General features: G+C 42.9%; 9 protein-coding genes. All 9 read right to left on the reverse strand.

The genetic code is table 11. The annotated features are described in order from the left end of the window. Nucleotides 1–19: 19 nt before the first annotated feature. Nucleotides 20–1,702 carry a RagB/SusD family nutrient uptake outer membrane protein gene (locus tag K2F45_RS01020; protein ID WP_248932845.1) on the reverse strand — a complete coding sequence of 561 codons (1,683 nt, stop codon included), beginning with the start codon at nt 1,700–1,702 and terminating at the stop codon, nt 20–22. Between the two features lie 11 nt (nt 1,703–1,713). Continuing rightward, a complete protein-coding gene (locus tag K2F45_RS01025) occupies nt 1,714–4,692 on the reverse strand; it encodes a SusC/RagA family TonB-linked outer membrane protein (protein ID WP_248932846.1) in 2,979 nt (992 codons plus the stop codon). 345 nt (nt 4,693–5,037) lie between these two features. Next, on the reverse strand, nt 5,038–5,580 hold the full coding sequence (locus K2F45_RS01030) for a DUF3347 domain-containing protein (RefSeq protein WP_248932847.1): 543 nt from the start codon (nt 5,578–5,580) through the stop codon (nt 5,038–5,040). A 2-nt stretch (nt 5,581–5,582) separates the two neighbouring features. After that, entirely contained in the window at nt 5,583–8,033 is a 2,451-nt protein-coding gene (locus K2F45_RS01035; RefSeq protein ID WP_248932848.1) for a zinc-dependent metalloprotease, read from the reverse strand. Between the two features lie 20 nt (nt 8,034–8,053). Beyond that, the gene (locus K2F45_RS01040) at nt 8,054–9,478 is read right to left on the reverse strand and encodes a RagB/SusD family nutrient uptake outer membrane protein (protein WP_248932849.1); all 1,425 of its coding nucleotides are present in this window, start codon (nt 9,476–9,478) and stop codon (nt 8,054–8,056) included. Nucleotides 9,479–9,490: 12 nt separating this feature from the next. Further along, complete coding sequence (locus tag K2F45_RS01045) at nt 9,491–13,096, reverse strand: SusC/RagA family TonB-linked outer membrane protein (RefSeq protein WP_248932850.1); 3,606 nt, start codon at nt 13,094–13,096, stop codon at nt 9,491–9,493. A gap of 24 nt (nt 13,097–13,120) precedes the next feature. After that, nucleotides 13,121–14,275, reverse strand: a complete 1,155-nt coding sequence (locus tag K2F45_RS01050) for a FecR family protein (protein WP_248932851.1) — start codon at nt 14,273–14,275, stop codon at nt 13,121–13,123. A gap of 56 nt (nt 14,276–14,331) precedes the next feature. After that, nucleotides 14,332–14,916, reverse strand: coding sequence for an RNA polymerase sigma factor (locus K2F45_RS01055; RefSeq protein ID WP_248932852.1), 585 nt, complete (start codon nt 14,914–14,916; stop codon nt 14,332–14,334). A 259-nt stretch (nt 14,917–15,175) separates the two neighbouring features. Then, entirely contained in the window at nt 15,176–16,099 is a 924-nt protein-coding gene (locus K2F45_RS01060; protein WP_248932853.1) for a hypothetical protein, read from the reverse strand. Nucleotides 16,100–16,155 lie beyond the last annotated feature (56 nt).

Genomic DNA, 16,155 nt, shown 5'->3' on the forward strand with positions numbered 1-16,155 from the left:
GAAATGCGCCATGTAAACTTTAATATCCCGGATTTTGTTCCAGATTGCTGTTGCCGGCAATAGCTTGGTTGGGTACTGGGAAACGATTTAGATGTGTGGAAGTACTTGGACTATGATCCCACCACTTTTCCGTAGTAAAAGCTTTCCAGCGGATCAGATCTGTACGTCGCCGACCTTCCCCTAAAAACTCAATACTCCATTCATCCAGAATACGGTACTTGTCAATATTGGCGCTGGTCACAGGATTAGGATCGGTTGCATTGGAAAAGTTTCGCTTTCGGACAGCATTGAATAGTTCTGCCGCCTTTTCCTTGTTCCCTAATCTGAAATCACATTCGGCCAGCATATAGTAAACTTCTGCCAGTCGGATAATCGGCATATCGGCTCCCCAGCGTAAGGTATTGTTGGCCAGATTTGGGATCGGTACCTTCACCAGCCGTATGCCGGTGTTTTCCTCTCCTTCAGACATTTTAGAGGGCAACTGATCGATGGAACTGTATTTTTTTCCGGGGCCAACTTCTGAAAAACGACCCACTTGGTCTACAAAGTTCAAAGGCTTGTCCTTGTATTCTTCACCACCAAGAATAGCTTCGCCAGTAGGTGTTTTATGCGGACCTACAATAAACATACCCTCATATTGGTCCGAGCCGTGATAGACGTAAGGTGCTTTGCGTAGGTCGCCTTGGTCGAAGGTTTCAAAGGGTGAACCTAATTTGAAGTCCACACCGTAGCTTGAGCCATTGGGTTTCTTGGAGGGTGTCAGGTGAGCGCCATTATTCCCGCCCATGTCCTGTGCAAAGAACTGCTTCGTGTTGTAGTGATAGAAGTCTGCATAAAACCAATTGTACTCCAGCATCTTGAATTCGGAAGGCATAGACCAGATAATCTCGGGTGATTCATTGTTTTTAAATCCGTGCACTCCGTTCCATTTGGTATCTAAGGCATAATCACCATAGACCTTATTGACAATGTCCTGTGCCAATTTTTGGCTCTCAGCATACATCGCTTTACCAATATAAGCCTCTGCATTGAAGTAGAGTTGTGCCAGCATGGCTGCAGCCGCAGCTTTTCGAATAGCCCCTTCTTCCCTGTCGCCGGCCTTCTTTGAAGGAAGATTTTCAATCGCAGCCTTAAGCAGCTTTTCGATATGTGCAAAAAGTTCCTGATCGCTATTGCGCGGTAAGGACTCTTGGTCTAATGATTCGAAAATTGGCATCCCGCCAAAATAATCTAATCCACGCAGATAAAAATAGGCTATCAATGCATCGAGTTGTGCGAGATCTGCAGCTTTTCGTTCGTCGCTCAGGGCAAATTTGCCGTAATCCAATTTGCTCAGATCACTCTTTGTATCCAGTGCGAGAGCAACCCCCATCAGGGTGCCGCGCCAGCTTCCCCAAATCCAATTGTCATCCGCTGTCCAACGGTGGTAATGATAGCGCTCATTCTCGCCACCGTTATACCAATGCCGACCCTTGGTGGTTATGGCAAAATTGTCTGCCGTATATTCCTGAAGGCGCCAGCGGTCTTCGCCCATATACCATTTAGCATGGGTAAATGGCCTAAATAGGGCGGCCTTGATATCTTTCTCACTTTTGAAAAAGGTGTCCGGCGTGACCGAACTATAAAACTCCTGATCCAATTTGGTACATCCTGATAGCAATAATGCTACGGATAATGTTGCTATGGAAATGTATTTTTTCATGTTTGTTCGCTTTAAAAATTTACTTGTAAACCCATCATAAAAGTCCTGGTCTTTGGATAGACATTGCGCTCTTCAAAGCCCGGTTCAAGGCCATTGATATTGACCTCGGGATCCAGGCCACTGTAATTGGTAAACAAAAAGAGATCACGTGCAGTAGCATAGATGCGCATCGACTTCAATGGTTTGATCCAATTTTGGTTAAAACGATAACCGATATTCAGCGCGTCAACCTTCAAAAAAGTGCCTTTTTCCAACCAGTAATCGCTTAGCTCTTTTTCTCCTTTGATATTTTTATGTTTGTCGTATGCCTCTTCCAGCACATTCTGTCCTTTTACATTGGGTAGGCTGTAGTACATATTGATCATATTGAACACATCGTGGCCGATCCAGCTACGCATATAGATACTAGCATCCCAGTTTTTATAGGTAAATTGGTTGTTCCAGGAGAGTTGTAAAGTTGGAATCGCATTGCCGACAAAAGACTTGTCGCCCACAGTCTTGTTGCGATCTCGCACATCAAAGGCATTTCCATCCTTGTCATAAAGCTTCCAATAGCCATCATCTGTAAAGCCTGCAAATTTCCAGAGGAAAAACTGTCCAATATCCTCGCCTGGGTACAACCTGACCGCAGAGCCTGGTGAACCGGGTGCCGGGAAGTCTTTTCGGTCGGTAAATGTTTGGCTGCCCCATAAGGTATTGAGCCTACTTTTATTATGTGAAGCGACAATGCTGGTGGTATAACTGAAATGATCATTGTCTACGGCTTTAAAGTTCAGCTCAAATTCATATCCGGTATTTTGCATGCTTCCCACATTCATGGTGGTTTTATCGTGGATCGCCGGCGGTTGGGATACGCTGATGTCATAAATCAGATCGTCGATCTTCCGTTTGTAGATATCAAAACGGCCATTTAAACGATTGTTCAGTACCGTGAAATCTAAACCAAGGTTGTATTCTTTTTTGACCTCCCATTTGATATCCGGATTTTGGTTATGCATCACACCATAGGTTCTGAACCATTTTCCATCCTGCAAAAACCAGGTGTCGGCGCTATACATCCGCGTGGCAACTTTGGCATCAAAACCTTCATTGCCCGTTTCGCCGTAGCCCGCACGTAATTTTAGGTCATTGATAAATGTGACATCGCGTAGGAAAGGTTCCTGAGAAACACGCCATCCTGCGGATAGTCCGGGAAAGAATCCCCATCTGTTTTTAGGCGCAAATTTGCTGGATCCTTCGTAACGTGCCGTTGCGGTCAGGATATAGCGGTCTAAATAGGAGTAGTTGACACGGCCGAAAAAGGCGGCTAGTTTGACCCAAGGATTTTTCCAGGATCCAATACCTGCACGTCCGTCAGGTAAATAGGTTCCTGTACCCATATCGTTTTCCCCAATACCATCAACGGGGAAATTAGAGTTTTCGGCCGAAAACCCTTGTCCGTTAAAATCCTGGTAGCTATAGCCCGCCACAGCATTCAAGGAATGTGCCGCCCAGCGGTTCGTATAGTTGGCGGTCCATTCAAAGACGCGGTCATTGAACCGGCTATAATATTGCTTGGCAAATCCGTCCACATTGTTCTCTCGTGAAATGCGATGTTGTGCCGATCGGTAATAATTGCCATGTTCGCTGTTGTTCTTTATCCCGATGGTGGCACTGGTGGTCAGATGCTCTGTGAGGTTTAACTTTAAGGTCGCATTTGCCAACAGGTATTTGAATTGTTTTTCATCACTGCGCAGACGTGCTTCGGCCACGGGATTCCAGGTATCGTAACCACCTTCCAGTACGTTGTAGCCACTGACATCATTGGCATCGTATGGTGTTTCGGTAGGATTCATTACCAAGGCCATATTAAAAATGTCATTGTTGTTGAAGATGTCGCCATTGGAGCCAAATGCTTTCACCTGGTTGTAGCTTACATTGGTATTCAACTCCGCAAAACCATCGAAAAATTTAAAGGCACTATTGATCCGTCCGCCGATTTCATCCCTTTTGGAGGTGATCGCCATTCCTTTGGCATCGCGTTTAGTAAAGGTGTTGTAGACATTGGCATTTTCGGAGCCACCACTGATGTTTGCGACTTGCCGATGGCTAAATGGATTATTGTTGGTGACCTCATCATACCAGTCTGTGCGGTGCCCCAAGTCTTCACCCAGACCATATTCGACAAATTGCTCTGCCGACAGGACCTTTGGACGTTTTCGGATGGTTTCGACGAAATATTCAGACGTAAAATTCACCTGCGCCTTCCCAACCTGTGGTTTTTTTGTGGTGATCAGGATCACACCGCCCGAGGCACGGGTTCCGTAGATCGCGGCAGCAGAGGCATCCCGCAGCACGTTGATGGATTCAATATCTTCTTTCGCCACGGAGTTGATATCACCACCAGGAACACCGTCAATGACCACGAGGGGACCCTGAGAGGCGTTTACCGAATTGACACCGCGCAATTGCAGGGAGATACCCGCATTGGGATCGGTTCCATTGGTGGAGATAACGCTGAGCCCCGGTACTTTACCCTGGATCGCCAGCAGGGGAGAGACAGCCCCGGCGACCATGTCTTTCTGTTTGATGCTCGAAACGGCACTGGTCAATTCTTTTTTATCAAGTGAGCCATAACCGACGACGACAGCTTCTTCGAGCTGCTGCGTGTCAGATACCAGTTGTACGTTTACGTTGGTGCCCCCAGCATAAGTAATTTCCTTGGCGCTAAAGCCAATCATTCGAATGACTAAAACAGCATTTTCCGCCACATTGGCTAGTGTAAACCCACCATTGGCGTCGGTAGAGGTCCGCAAATTGCTGCCTTTCACAGAGACAGTGGCACCAACTAGGGGATTGCCTTGCTCGTCTTTCACACTGCCCTTGACTGTGGTCTGAACCTCCTGCACATAGGGTGCATAAGGTAGTGCATAAGCGGCTCCAGCAAAAAAACTGCTGCTGAATAGCAATAATTTAGTAGCCACTTTAAAACTGTTGATTTTAAAATTCATGTGCTAATGTTTATTAAAGAATATTGGTTGTTTAAAATAAAAGAGCTTGACAGGCCCTTTGTGAGATGGTCGATGTCAGCGGTCGGCCCCAGATAAGATGGATATATTCAAATTCAAGATACTGCATATAATTGGTGTGATATGAACACTAAATGTACAGCATTAACAGTATAGGCTCTATCACTTGAGACAATATGAGGATACTTTGAGACGATTTGTCGGGGAAGCTCTTTACTTTGACCTGTAATTATTGCCGGTCCAAGAAGATTGTATTTAAACTAAAAAGGGCTGCCCATTTTTTTGGACAGCCCTTCGCTGAATGAAGTTACTGCGTTCGCACGCGAATTAATGGCATGCCACGGGCTCCGGATAATCTGCAGTAGCCATTCCCTTGACCAATTGCCCACAATTGCGCATCGATGCTGCGTAAGGATTTTCAATCGCCTTGTCGTAACTTAGCCAATACCCTTTTTCCATCGGGCAATACTGTAGATAGACGGCTTCATCTGTGCATTTCATCGTTTCCATAATAGTAAATAGGGATTGTGTGACGGCAGAGAATGACACCTTCATTGCCTTCATATCGGGGGCAGATTTTAAGCTTGTAGCATCAGTCTTCATCGTTTTGCTTACCTTCTTCAGGCGCATCATATCATCGAGCTGCAAACCTTTTAATCGAAAGTTCTGAACTTCTTTTTCTAATTGAATGGCATGCGCTTTACCACCTTCAAAGTTTTCATCCTTGATATCCATTTTCACTTCCATGTAGGCTTTAAATAAGCGGTCACGTTGTGCCTGTGCAACATCCTGTCCCTGGCTTGATTGACACGAGATCAGCATGAGACAGATCAAACAAGTTGCATAAATTCCTTTTAAGCTATTTTTCATTTTTAGTCTTTGTTTATTTGATTTTGAATACGTTTAATTTCCGACAACATCTGCTCGAGATGTTGTTTGTTTAAGCTGCTAATCTGTTTTTCAGAAAGTTGCCTAATTTGTTGAACTAATGCGGGCAGATAATTCCGAAGATAAAGCTGTACATCGCTACGCTGCGCCTGTGTAATGATATCTGATCCCTGGGCAATTTTTGGGTTGATGATCTGATTTACTTTTTCGAGGAAATAACGTTGCTGTCCACGTTTGAATGCATCTATACGCAAGTCACCACCAGGTAAGGTCCAAATACCAAGGCCAATGTCGTTTAGGTATTCATCGAGTCTATATGCTTTTTCATTGTTCAGGGACTTCATATAGACATTATAAAGTAGCCCCGGGCTCAGCAGCATATTTAACATTTGCTCCTGTTGATCGGTAATCTCCTTGTTGGCATCTTTTCCGATCAGATCCTGGATATCTTTTGGGTATAACCACAAAGGTGGCGCAAATACATTGTCGTTCACATATTGAATGGCATTTTTTACCTTTTCCCGTGGCACCGAAGCATAAACAGCGCCTACTTGACCACGCACCTTATTGGTAATCTCCTGACTGCCGATGTTTTTCAGCACATGATAGAGGTAACGATTAAATTGTCCTCGTACAGCTTTATGCATGTCCTTGAGGTTACTGTAATCATCCCCAGGCTCATCAGTCCATTCAACTAAATGGGAAACAACCCGTTTCAGATTTTTAATACCATAGGTACTTGCCAACATCGAGTCATCACCAAGATCTTCTTTTTGACTACGTGGATCCTCATCGTTTCCTTCACCTCCAAACCATAACTTCGGATTAGCGGTTAGGCTATCAGTCACCTGTTTCGTCAAATAGATTTGTTCGTCTTCGCCATTCGAAAATTGTGGAAGATACTGATAACCCCATTGAATGGCCCATTTGTCGTACATGCCTACACGTGGATATATACCTGCCAAACCAACCTGATCTTCGGGCTGTGCGACATAATTAAATCGTGCATAATCCATGATGGATACGGTATGTCCATTTTTTTCAACCCACTTCTTGTCCCGCAATTTCGCTACTGGAGTTTGACTGCTTGCCCCCATATTATGACGAAGGCCTAAACTATGTCCCAGTTCGTGCGACGAAACAAACCGAATTAACTGCCCCATCACCTCGTCATCCAATTTCATTTTTTGAGCAGCCGGGTTTAATGGCCCCACTTGCACCATAAACCATTGCTGGACGAGTTTCATCACATTATGATACCATCCAACATGCGCTTCGATAATCTCGCCACTTCTTGGGTCTGAAATACGAGGACCATAGGCATTCGCTTTCTCGGAGGCAAAATAACGGATTACAGAGAATCGGGCATCCTCCAAGCTCATCGTTGTATCCTGTTCAGGCCATTCTTTGCCCACAATTGCATTTTTAAATCCAGCTTGTTCAAAAGCTTTATTCCAGTCATTGATTCCCGCAATCAAATAGGGACGCCATTTTTTTGGTGTTGCTGGATCAATATAATAGACAATCTGCTTTTGTGGTTCTACCAGCTCACCCCTTAGGTAGCGTTTTATATCTTTCGCTTTGGGCTCAAGACGATAGCGCTGAATAAAATTTAAGGCTTTGGAACGTTGGTCTTTATCCGTGAATAGAATATACTTATTTGCAAAATAGCCCACTCGCTCATCGAAAATCCGTTTTTTCATCGGCACCTTTGGGAGAAGGACCATGGAGGTGTTGGTGGTGAACGTCATCGCTCCGGTCAAACTTGCTGCTGGTGTACCCGCTGTGGAGGAGTATGTCTTTGTTGTCTTTACTTCCAGATTGATCGGAAATACCTTCATATCTGTAATAAAAGAACGATCGTCTGCCAACGAGGATAGCTTATTTTCGCTTTTTATCTTACTATCAAATGAAATTGCGGCATTGTCCTTCCGAAAAAGATCGGTGACCTCAACCAGATAACTGTTGCTTCCGGTATGCAGTCCTTTGATATCCAGAATAGCGATAATCGGATCTTCTTGCGACTGCATTAATGCCGTACGAATCGCATCGGTCTCCGGCGCATCTTGCCTATAAATTGCTGCCCGCAACTGTATACGGTCCCCTTGGCCTTTTTCAAAATAAAGTGTCTGCTCATTCAACTTTTCCCCTCCATACATCGGAAATCCTTGCGGAGCTGAGACTAAACGTGTAACCGTCAAAAAATAACGGTTCAACAAACTGTCGGGGATCTCCAGGTACCATTTTTTGTCAGACTCCAATACGTTAAATACACCAGAACGTACAACTTTTCGCTTACTAAAGATCTTATTGTAAGCTTCATTTAGATCGTTCTTTGATTTTACGGTATCTGTCTTGCTTGTGCTTTGTTGGGCTTGAACCATACTGCCTGACAAAAGTAAGGCAAGGGTACTATAGATAATTTTATTTTTCATGTGTAATGTTAGAGCATATATTAAAACGGTAGCGTTTCATCTGTATTTAACCGCAGATTTGAATTTAACTTCATGACATCCAATGGAAATGGAATAATGTACATTCTTGAATTCGGAGCCAAAGTATAGGTCTTTTGTTCCACTGTTTTATTGACAATTGGAAATACACGCACAAGCGTTTTGGCGTAGTCGGGCTCGATGTTTAAGCGTTTCAAATCGAAAAACCGATGGAATCCAATAGGCAATTCCCGACGACGTTCGTTAATGACCAGATCCATGACTTCCTTTCGTGTTGTTGGAACAGCTAGGGTCGCTTTTTCTCCTTCGATCCGGGTTTTACGTAAGGTATTCAGCATGTTAATGGCATTTGCATATTGATCCTGACGTGCATAACATTCGGCCAACATGAGATAAATCTCCGGTGTTTTAAGCCCTACTGTAGGAAAGAAAAAGGCGGTATACTTGACGTTGTAGTAGCTTGCTCCGGCGCCAATATCTAGAAAACTCGTATTTGAGGTTGTATAGAATAGACTAAAACGCTTATCTTCTTTGTCAAACATGCTCGTCAATTCGGGGCTCAAAATATAGCTATACCCGTAGTTCATCTCATTATATCCTGTTACATACATAAAACTCAGTACTTCAGGGTTATTTTCGGCAATCATGGGTATCTTGCTTGGTCCGCCTAATTTTTCGTACTGAACCAGATCAATCAATTGCCCATTCAGCTGCAATGCTTTTTCGGCGGCAGCTTGTGCTTCGGCAATTTCTCTTTTGAAAAGATGCACTTTTGCCTTTAATGCATAAGCAAAAGCTAAGGACGGATGGTAAGGATTCGTCGGTTTTTCCTGTAAATAAGGCAAAGCATCTTCAATATCCTTTTGGATAAAATCGTATACCTGCTGTACCGTTGATTTTACGGGCTTAGCTTCCAGATCATATTTGTCCATAATACAGATACCTCCATCCTGAGCTGCTGTACTGGCATCATAAGCTTTTGCATAGACGTTGATCAAATGGAAATAATCAAATGCACGAAACATCTTAGCTTCTGCCTTCGCTAGGGACTTTAACCCATTATCTCCTGTACTTTCGTCAACCAAAGAGATAATCATGTTCCATTGGGCGATGTATTTATAACATTGGCTATAAAAATTGGACGAATTAAGACGGCTCACGCGATCCTCCTGTTCCTGGAACAAAAAATTGATGGTATTTATATTAGGCGTTAATCCGATTACGTTGGATTCTTTCATATATTGGTCATCGACCAGATACTGAAAGTTATTGATAGGATATCCGCGATTGGGATAAGCAACCAAGTCGTAGTAATCTTGTGCAGTACTCACTAACTGTGAGCCTTTAGGTGTTATATCAAGGTATTTATCGCAGGCAGAAAAGACAATTACAGTCGCAAATGCCGCCGCTAAAGTTTTAAAATTCATCTTAAATTCGGATTAAAAAGTGAGTGAAAGCCCCATGAGGAATGATTTAGCCAATGGAAAAGTACGTGTTCCGCTATTGAGCGCATACGCTTCCGGATCGATATCATCACCAGCGGCACTCCAGGTCCACAAATTATTCACCTGCAAGGTTAATTTTACGTTTTGCATACCGGCTTTACCTGCCCATTGTTTTGGCAATTGATAGCCTACTGCGACATTTCTCAGCTTAACGTAATCTGCCGAAACAATCTGCTTATCGCTATACCGCCATAAGGTAGATACGCTACTTGCATAGGTAACTAATTGTTCTGGGTAATCAACCACCAGTCTTGGGTAATCGTTATCGGCACCTGCTGTCCATCGATTGACCAAACCCGCATTTGTCAGCTCATTACTGCCCAAGTCGATGGCATCTTTGCGTAATTTATGCCCGCCAGAGAATACAAACATCGCCGAGAGATCGAATGATTTGTAGCGTAAACGCTGATTGATGGAGCCTGTATACTTAGGAAACAAGGTCCCCATATTGACCAATGCATCCGGCGAGTTAATGTCTTTGATACTCGTTGGCGTACCATTTTCATCAAAGACAACATTTGATTCACCGTTTTGATCGAGAAAATAAGGGTAACCATTCACCATTCCTCCATAACGATAGGCCATAATCGAGTTATAGCTGCTTCCCTCAAAAAAGTAATCACTTGGAGAACCTATGTAAGACTGTGCTGTAGAGGTCAAGCCATTCACTTTCTCGACTTTATTCTTATTGAATGAAAATACCAGCTGGGTGCTCGCTGCAAAATCTTTCTTTTTCAACCAGACACCATTGATATTAAATTCAATACCTTTATTGCGCAAAGCACCATTGTTAATTACCCGCGAACTAGCCCCCACGGTAGGATCCAATACAGAATTGATCAATAAGTCCGAACTATAGCGATTATACGCATCAATACTTCCGGACAAGCGGTTATCCAAAATCGAAAAATCTACCCCGAAGTTTGTCGTACTTGTTTTTTCCCAGCGCAACATCGGGTTGGGCAGTGAACTTTGCTCCAGATACTGGAGGGAAGGGAAAAGCTTATCTGATTTCCAGGTGGCAGTACCATAACTGGAACTTGCTTGATCCACATTACCGGTAATACCGTATGTCGCCCGTAGTTTGAGGGAATTCAACCAGTCTTCTGTTTTCATAAAGTCTTCGTTGCTGACGTTCCAGCCTGCTCCGACCGACCAAAGTGGACGATACTTAAATTTGGCATCCACACCAAATAAATCTGCCTGATCTATCCGGATACTCCCAGTCAGGTTATATCTATTGTTATAGGTATAACCTGCATTGGCATACAAAGAAGTGTACCGATGTAAGGTCTCCTTTTGCGCTCCACTATTCAAGTCAGATAGACGATTATTGCCGCCATAGATATAGCTCGTTATGCCAGACTTGCTTAAGGTTGCCCAATCAATAGTGGTCGAGGTCAGCGTTACAGGATTGTAGCCAACCAGCAATTGTTCAATAGGTCGGGGTACGCGTGACTGGCGCATCTCAAATCCGGCCAATGCCGTCAACTGATGTTCACCGTATTGGCCAAAGGTATTATCGTAGTTAAACTGATTACGGAAGGTGTAACTATAACGTTTGCTCTCGTATTGATAATAACGACCGCCTGCTGGCAAATTTTTTGTATACACGCCTGTTGTGGCATTGTAGCTGACCATTGCATTGGAAGCCATCCGCATCATGTAACTGTCTTCGTCGTAAAAACTCTCACGTGATGTTTGACCTAATTCGTATGAAAACTGTGTTTGAAATGAAAGTCCTTTGTATATATTGGCCCGCAAAGAGGTAAATGCGCGAAGACCTAAACTTTTATTGCTCTCAATACCCTCTCCTAGAGCCTCAATCACATTAAATGAAGTACTTTTTAAATTTCCGTTTGCAGCAATCTGTTCTGCTGTTTCGCCATTAACGGCCGATCCTGGCCCCACTGAACTGGGTAATTTTACATATGGGCTGTAAACCAAATTCCCGTTTTCATCTTTGATCTGCGCATACCGTGGCTGTAAAAACAAATTGTTATAATCACCATCCGTATTTTTGTTTACACCATATGTACCATTCAATCCCACTGTTGCCGACAACCATTTGGTGAGATTGAAAGCCGACTTCAAATAAAGGTTAAATTTCTCATTTTTGTTATTGATCACCTGTCCTTTACCTTTATCATAATTAAAGGAAACAAAGGTATTGCTCCTACTGGAGTTCTGCGAGATACTCGCATTATAACGTTGACGTGTTTCATTCTGCCATACATTGTCGACAAACTCCTTGATGTAATCGTTGCTCCGCCATGAATTGACCGTTTGTTCTAGCTCCTGCGTGCTAATTTCACCGATAGATTCTTTCCGAAATAAATCGTACAGCGGTGAGTAATATTTTAAATTGCCACTTCCCAAATTTCCGTAGTAATTAAATAGCGCCTCACTGTTCGCATAACGTGACAATTCTCGCTTATACACGTCTGTTTCGTAATCGATCAGATCAGATGTGCTTGCATAGTGCATCTTAGCGATATCTGGCTTCTGCGTAATGAACTGATCCACATTAAAGTTTACAGAAACACCTTGCCCCTTACCTTTCTTCGTCGTCACTACGATTACGCCATTGGCCGCACGGGCACCGTAGATCGACGCTGCTGTTGCGTCTTTTAAGACCGTGACTGACTCTACATCGTAGGGATTAATATCATTCAAGGTAAATTCAGTCGGCAAATCATCCACGACAATAAGTGGATTGGTGGTTACCGCACTGGAATAGGTTCCAATACCCCGGAGTACGGGTTTGTCGGCGTCTGAACGTGTTGCACTTTTGATATAGGTCAACCCAGATACCTGGCCCTCTAATGCAGAGGTTAGGTCGACATTAATTTGTTTGTTCAATTGATCGTTGTTAATCATAGCATAGGCCCCAGGACTACGCTCTTTACTGATACGCTGGTATCCCGTTACCATGATCTCATTGAGCATAGACTCTTTGGGACTTAACATGACACGAATAGGCTTCTCGACTTGTCCAGCGTTAAAACGAACGATTTTTTCATTAAAGGACACGTGTCTAAAAGACAATTGGATGTCCGGGCTCGAAACATTCAGCTCAAAATCACCATCACCCGAACTCGTGGTCGGACTATTGTCCTCTAGACTATGAATAGAAACACCAGGAATGGCATTACCCAAACTGTCGATTACTTTTCCGCGTACAAGCTGATGAGCAGTTGATGCGGCTTTACGGTAGAGAATGATCCGTTTATTCTCTAAACGATAACCGAAGGGCTGATCCTTAAACAAAATAGATAAGGCATCTTCAACGCTTAACAGTTTTAGATTAACGCTGATCGGACGTGCCGATTTTAACAAGTTACCGTCAAAGACAAATTCATAGCCGTAGCGATCCGATAAGCTCGTAATCACCTCTTTGACATCGGCATTTTTAAAGTTCAATTGTACCTGTTGCGCATGCAATTCATAGGGGTCGATCATGCTCATCAAGGCAATTCCAGCGACCAAACTCAGGTATTTTCGCAAAAATACCGGTCGCTTTTGGGTTAGGTGTGACATGGTAGATTAAGGTAAATGTAGTATTTAGTTGTTTTTATTTTTTGATCGTTGTATTAATGTGATTTTTTTATTGTCCAACTGAAAATTTAGACCACTCGCTTCATTTAAGAGGTTTAACATCTCCTGTAGTGGAATATTTTTGCGGACTTTCATATAGATCGATTGATCAGAAGGTAGCGTTGTGGTATCAATATCGACGCCGTACCATCTGGACAGATCAGCCAGGATAACACGAAGCGACTGATCTTGGTAATCAAAGTAGCCAGCTTTCCAGGCGACAGCCTGCTTTGGCGTTAAACGTTCGATATGTATGCCTTTTTGGTCGGTTACTGCTGTTTCCCCGGGGCGAAGTACAATTCTTTCTGCTGTTCCCGATTTGCTTAAAGCAATGCGCCCAGACAGGAGGGAAGTCGTAACATGGCCATCGCTTGCATAATTTCTTACGTTAAACACGGTGCCCAACACTTCGACTCTTGCGGCTCCTGCAGTCACAGTGAAAGGTCTTTGCGCATCATGAGCAACCTCAAAGTAGCCTTCTCCTTCCAAGGAAACTTCTCTTTTCGATGGATCAAAAGGAATCTGGAACCTCAAGGTAGATGCAGCATTCATTGTAATCTTGGTACCATCTTCCAGCACAAGCCTGAAATCAGAATTAGGGGTATATATTGTTTGCAAGCTTGGATTTTTCCCTAGTGCGATTACTTTTACAGTTTGGCTGTCGACACGTGAAAATGAAATGTCGCCCATTTCCCATAGCGAATCAGTCTGTGGTAAAATGGCGATTTCTTTGCCATACTTATCCTTTACATATAAAGTGGCTGCTGATGGCGCAGCAACATCGGAACGATGTGCGCGCTGGCCCAAATAAAACCAAGTCGCCAAACCCGCTACAAGTAGAATGGAGGCGGCAGCCCACCATTTCTGATGCAGTCTAAAACGAATAGGTTGCTTCTTAGACTCGTTTAAACTATCGATCAATCGTTCCTTAATTATTTCGATATGCGAAGCAAAGGGTTGTTCGATTTGATCTTCCTCAAAATCATTCGATACTAGAGAAGTAAGAGCTTCCAGCTCCTCGTCGCTTGCTTGATCGAAATAGTGTAGCAACTTATCGAGATCCACCCGGTTGATGCTTCCATCTAAATAGCTCTTGTAAATATTTTCTATTTTTTTTGCCATATCTATAAGTTAATACGCAACTTATTAGCAAAAACACTATCGTAATCTTGATTTTTTTAAAAAAAATAGAATGTAACAAGAATTACCAAAATCTCATCATAATGGTCCTGTACAAATTGGCGAATATGTTGATTGGATTTGACCATCGCATTGCTTACCGTAGATACAGAAATATTCAATTTTTGGGCAACTTCTTCGTAGCTTTTCTGCTCTAATTTACATAAGACAAATATTTCTTTTCTACGCTCGCTTAAGGTATTGAGTGCTCTTTCTAATAATTCGGCTTGTTTTTCATGCATATCGCTTTCTGTTTCCATGATGTAGAGCTGCTCGAAATGTTGGTATAAATTTTCCTGCATTGCGGTTTCTTTTGCTAATTTTCTGTACCAAGAAATAACATCATTTTTAGCTATGGTAAAAATCCAAGACTTAAAGCTTCGGTTTGGATCTATGGTGGATCTTTTTTGCCAGACTTTTAGGAATACATCTTGCACGATCTCTTCGCTGACCTGTCTATCTTTAACCATTCGAAAGATAATGGAAAATAAGGTGTGGCTATACTGGTCATATAAAGCAAAAAAAGCGTGTTCGTCTCCATGGGAAAGCGCAATCAATAGCTTGTTTTTTGCAGTGATGTCCATCGTAAACTTTTCAAAAGGGCAGATAGTATGCTGTTTAAGCACCTAACAAGTGGACAAATTTACAAATTTTCAACTTAATATTGACGCCAATAATTTCAGGCGAACATATTCTATTCATTTTAATGTTTTAGGTACCAAAGGCTTTGCATCCAGTCGGATTGATCGTTGGGGGTGACAGGCGAAGCAGATAGAACATATAAAAAAGGGGTACTAACAGAGCTGTAGTACCCCAAATTATAAAGGGATAAAAGGGACAAATTTAGTTTTGATGTTTGATGCTAATGTTTAAATAGCGGTTATTGTCAAACCCGCTCAGGGCGTTGACGATCACGACGCCATACTTTTCGTCTGCTGTCTTAAAGTAGAACATGCTGCCTGCTTTAAGGTCATTTAAAGAAAGATTGGTCGTTTTGCGCGAAATAGCATTGGTCTGGATCACTGCTCCTGAAGTTAACGTGTTCAGAAATGTTGTGGCCTGATTGGTCTGTATGCCTGAAAAATAAGTGGCCCGGCCTTTTCCGGTTAGATCCGTAAAGTCAAAAGCATTAAAAGGAATCGGACTGGCTTGCAGCGAATAGATATTATAGGAATAGGTAATTGCACCATTGGCCTCTACCTTATAGGTTCGGTACATCCCCAAATCGATTTTTTCAGGATTGGCTTTGGCTTCAGCATAGGTATAGGTTTTCCCTTCCATCAGGTCAATGAAGCAAGCGCTGCTTTGCGCAACACTATCCGGCATATAGAGCACGCGATTGTTCAGATGCACGTAATCCGATACGGTATTGTAGGTGACAGAAGTATACCCATCGCCCATAAATACACCTTCGCTGTCAACGGCCATAATCCGAAAAGTGGAAAGTCCTACCTTATCGGCCTTTATTTTATAGACATAGCGAAAGCTCCTTTTTTCCCCTTCTACCAATGGAATTTTGAGTGCTGCCGCCCCGGCGCCATTGTAGAAGATCCATACTTGATGCATATCTTTGGATGCTGAACTGATTGTAAAATCCACATAGATGGAGTCGCCGACTGCAACATCCTTATAAGTTCCAATATTAAATTCATTTTCCTGGTGTAGTGTTACTTTTACATCCTCAAAAAGGTTGAAAATATTGTCGCCTTCCCGTTTACAGGAAAGTAATAGGCCGAAGAGGAGAAGAAGCAAAAAATATTTTTTCATCTGTATATAATTTGTTTTCAATGGTGATGAAGCTACCAGATTTATGCATCCCACTG

The sequence above is a fragment of the Sphingobacterium siyangense genome, assembly GCF_023277505.1.
Classification (GTDB): domain Bacteria; phylum Bacteroidota; class Bacteroidia; order Sphingobacteriales; family Sphingobacteriaceae; genus Sphingobacterium; species Sphingobacterium siyangense.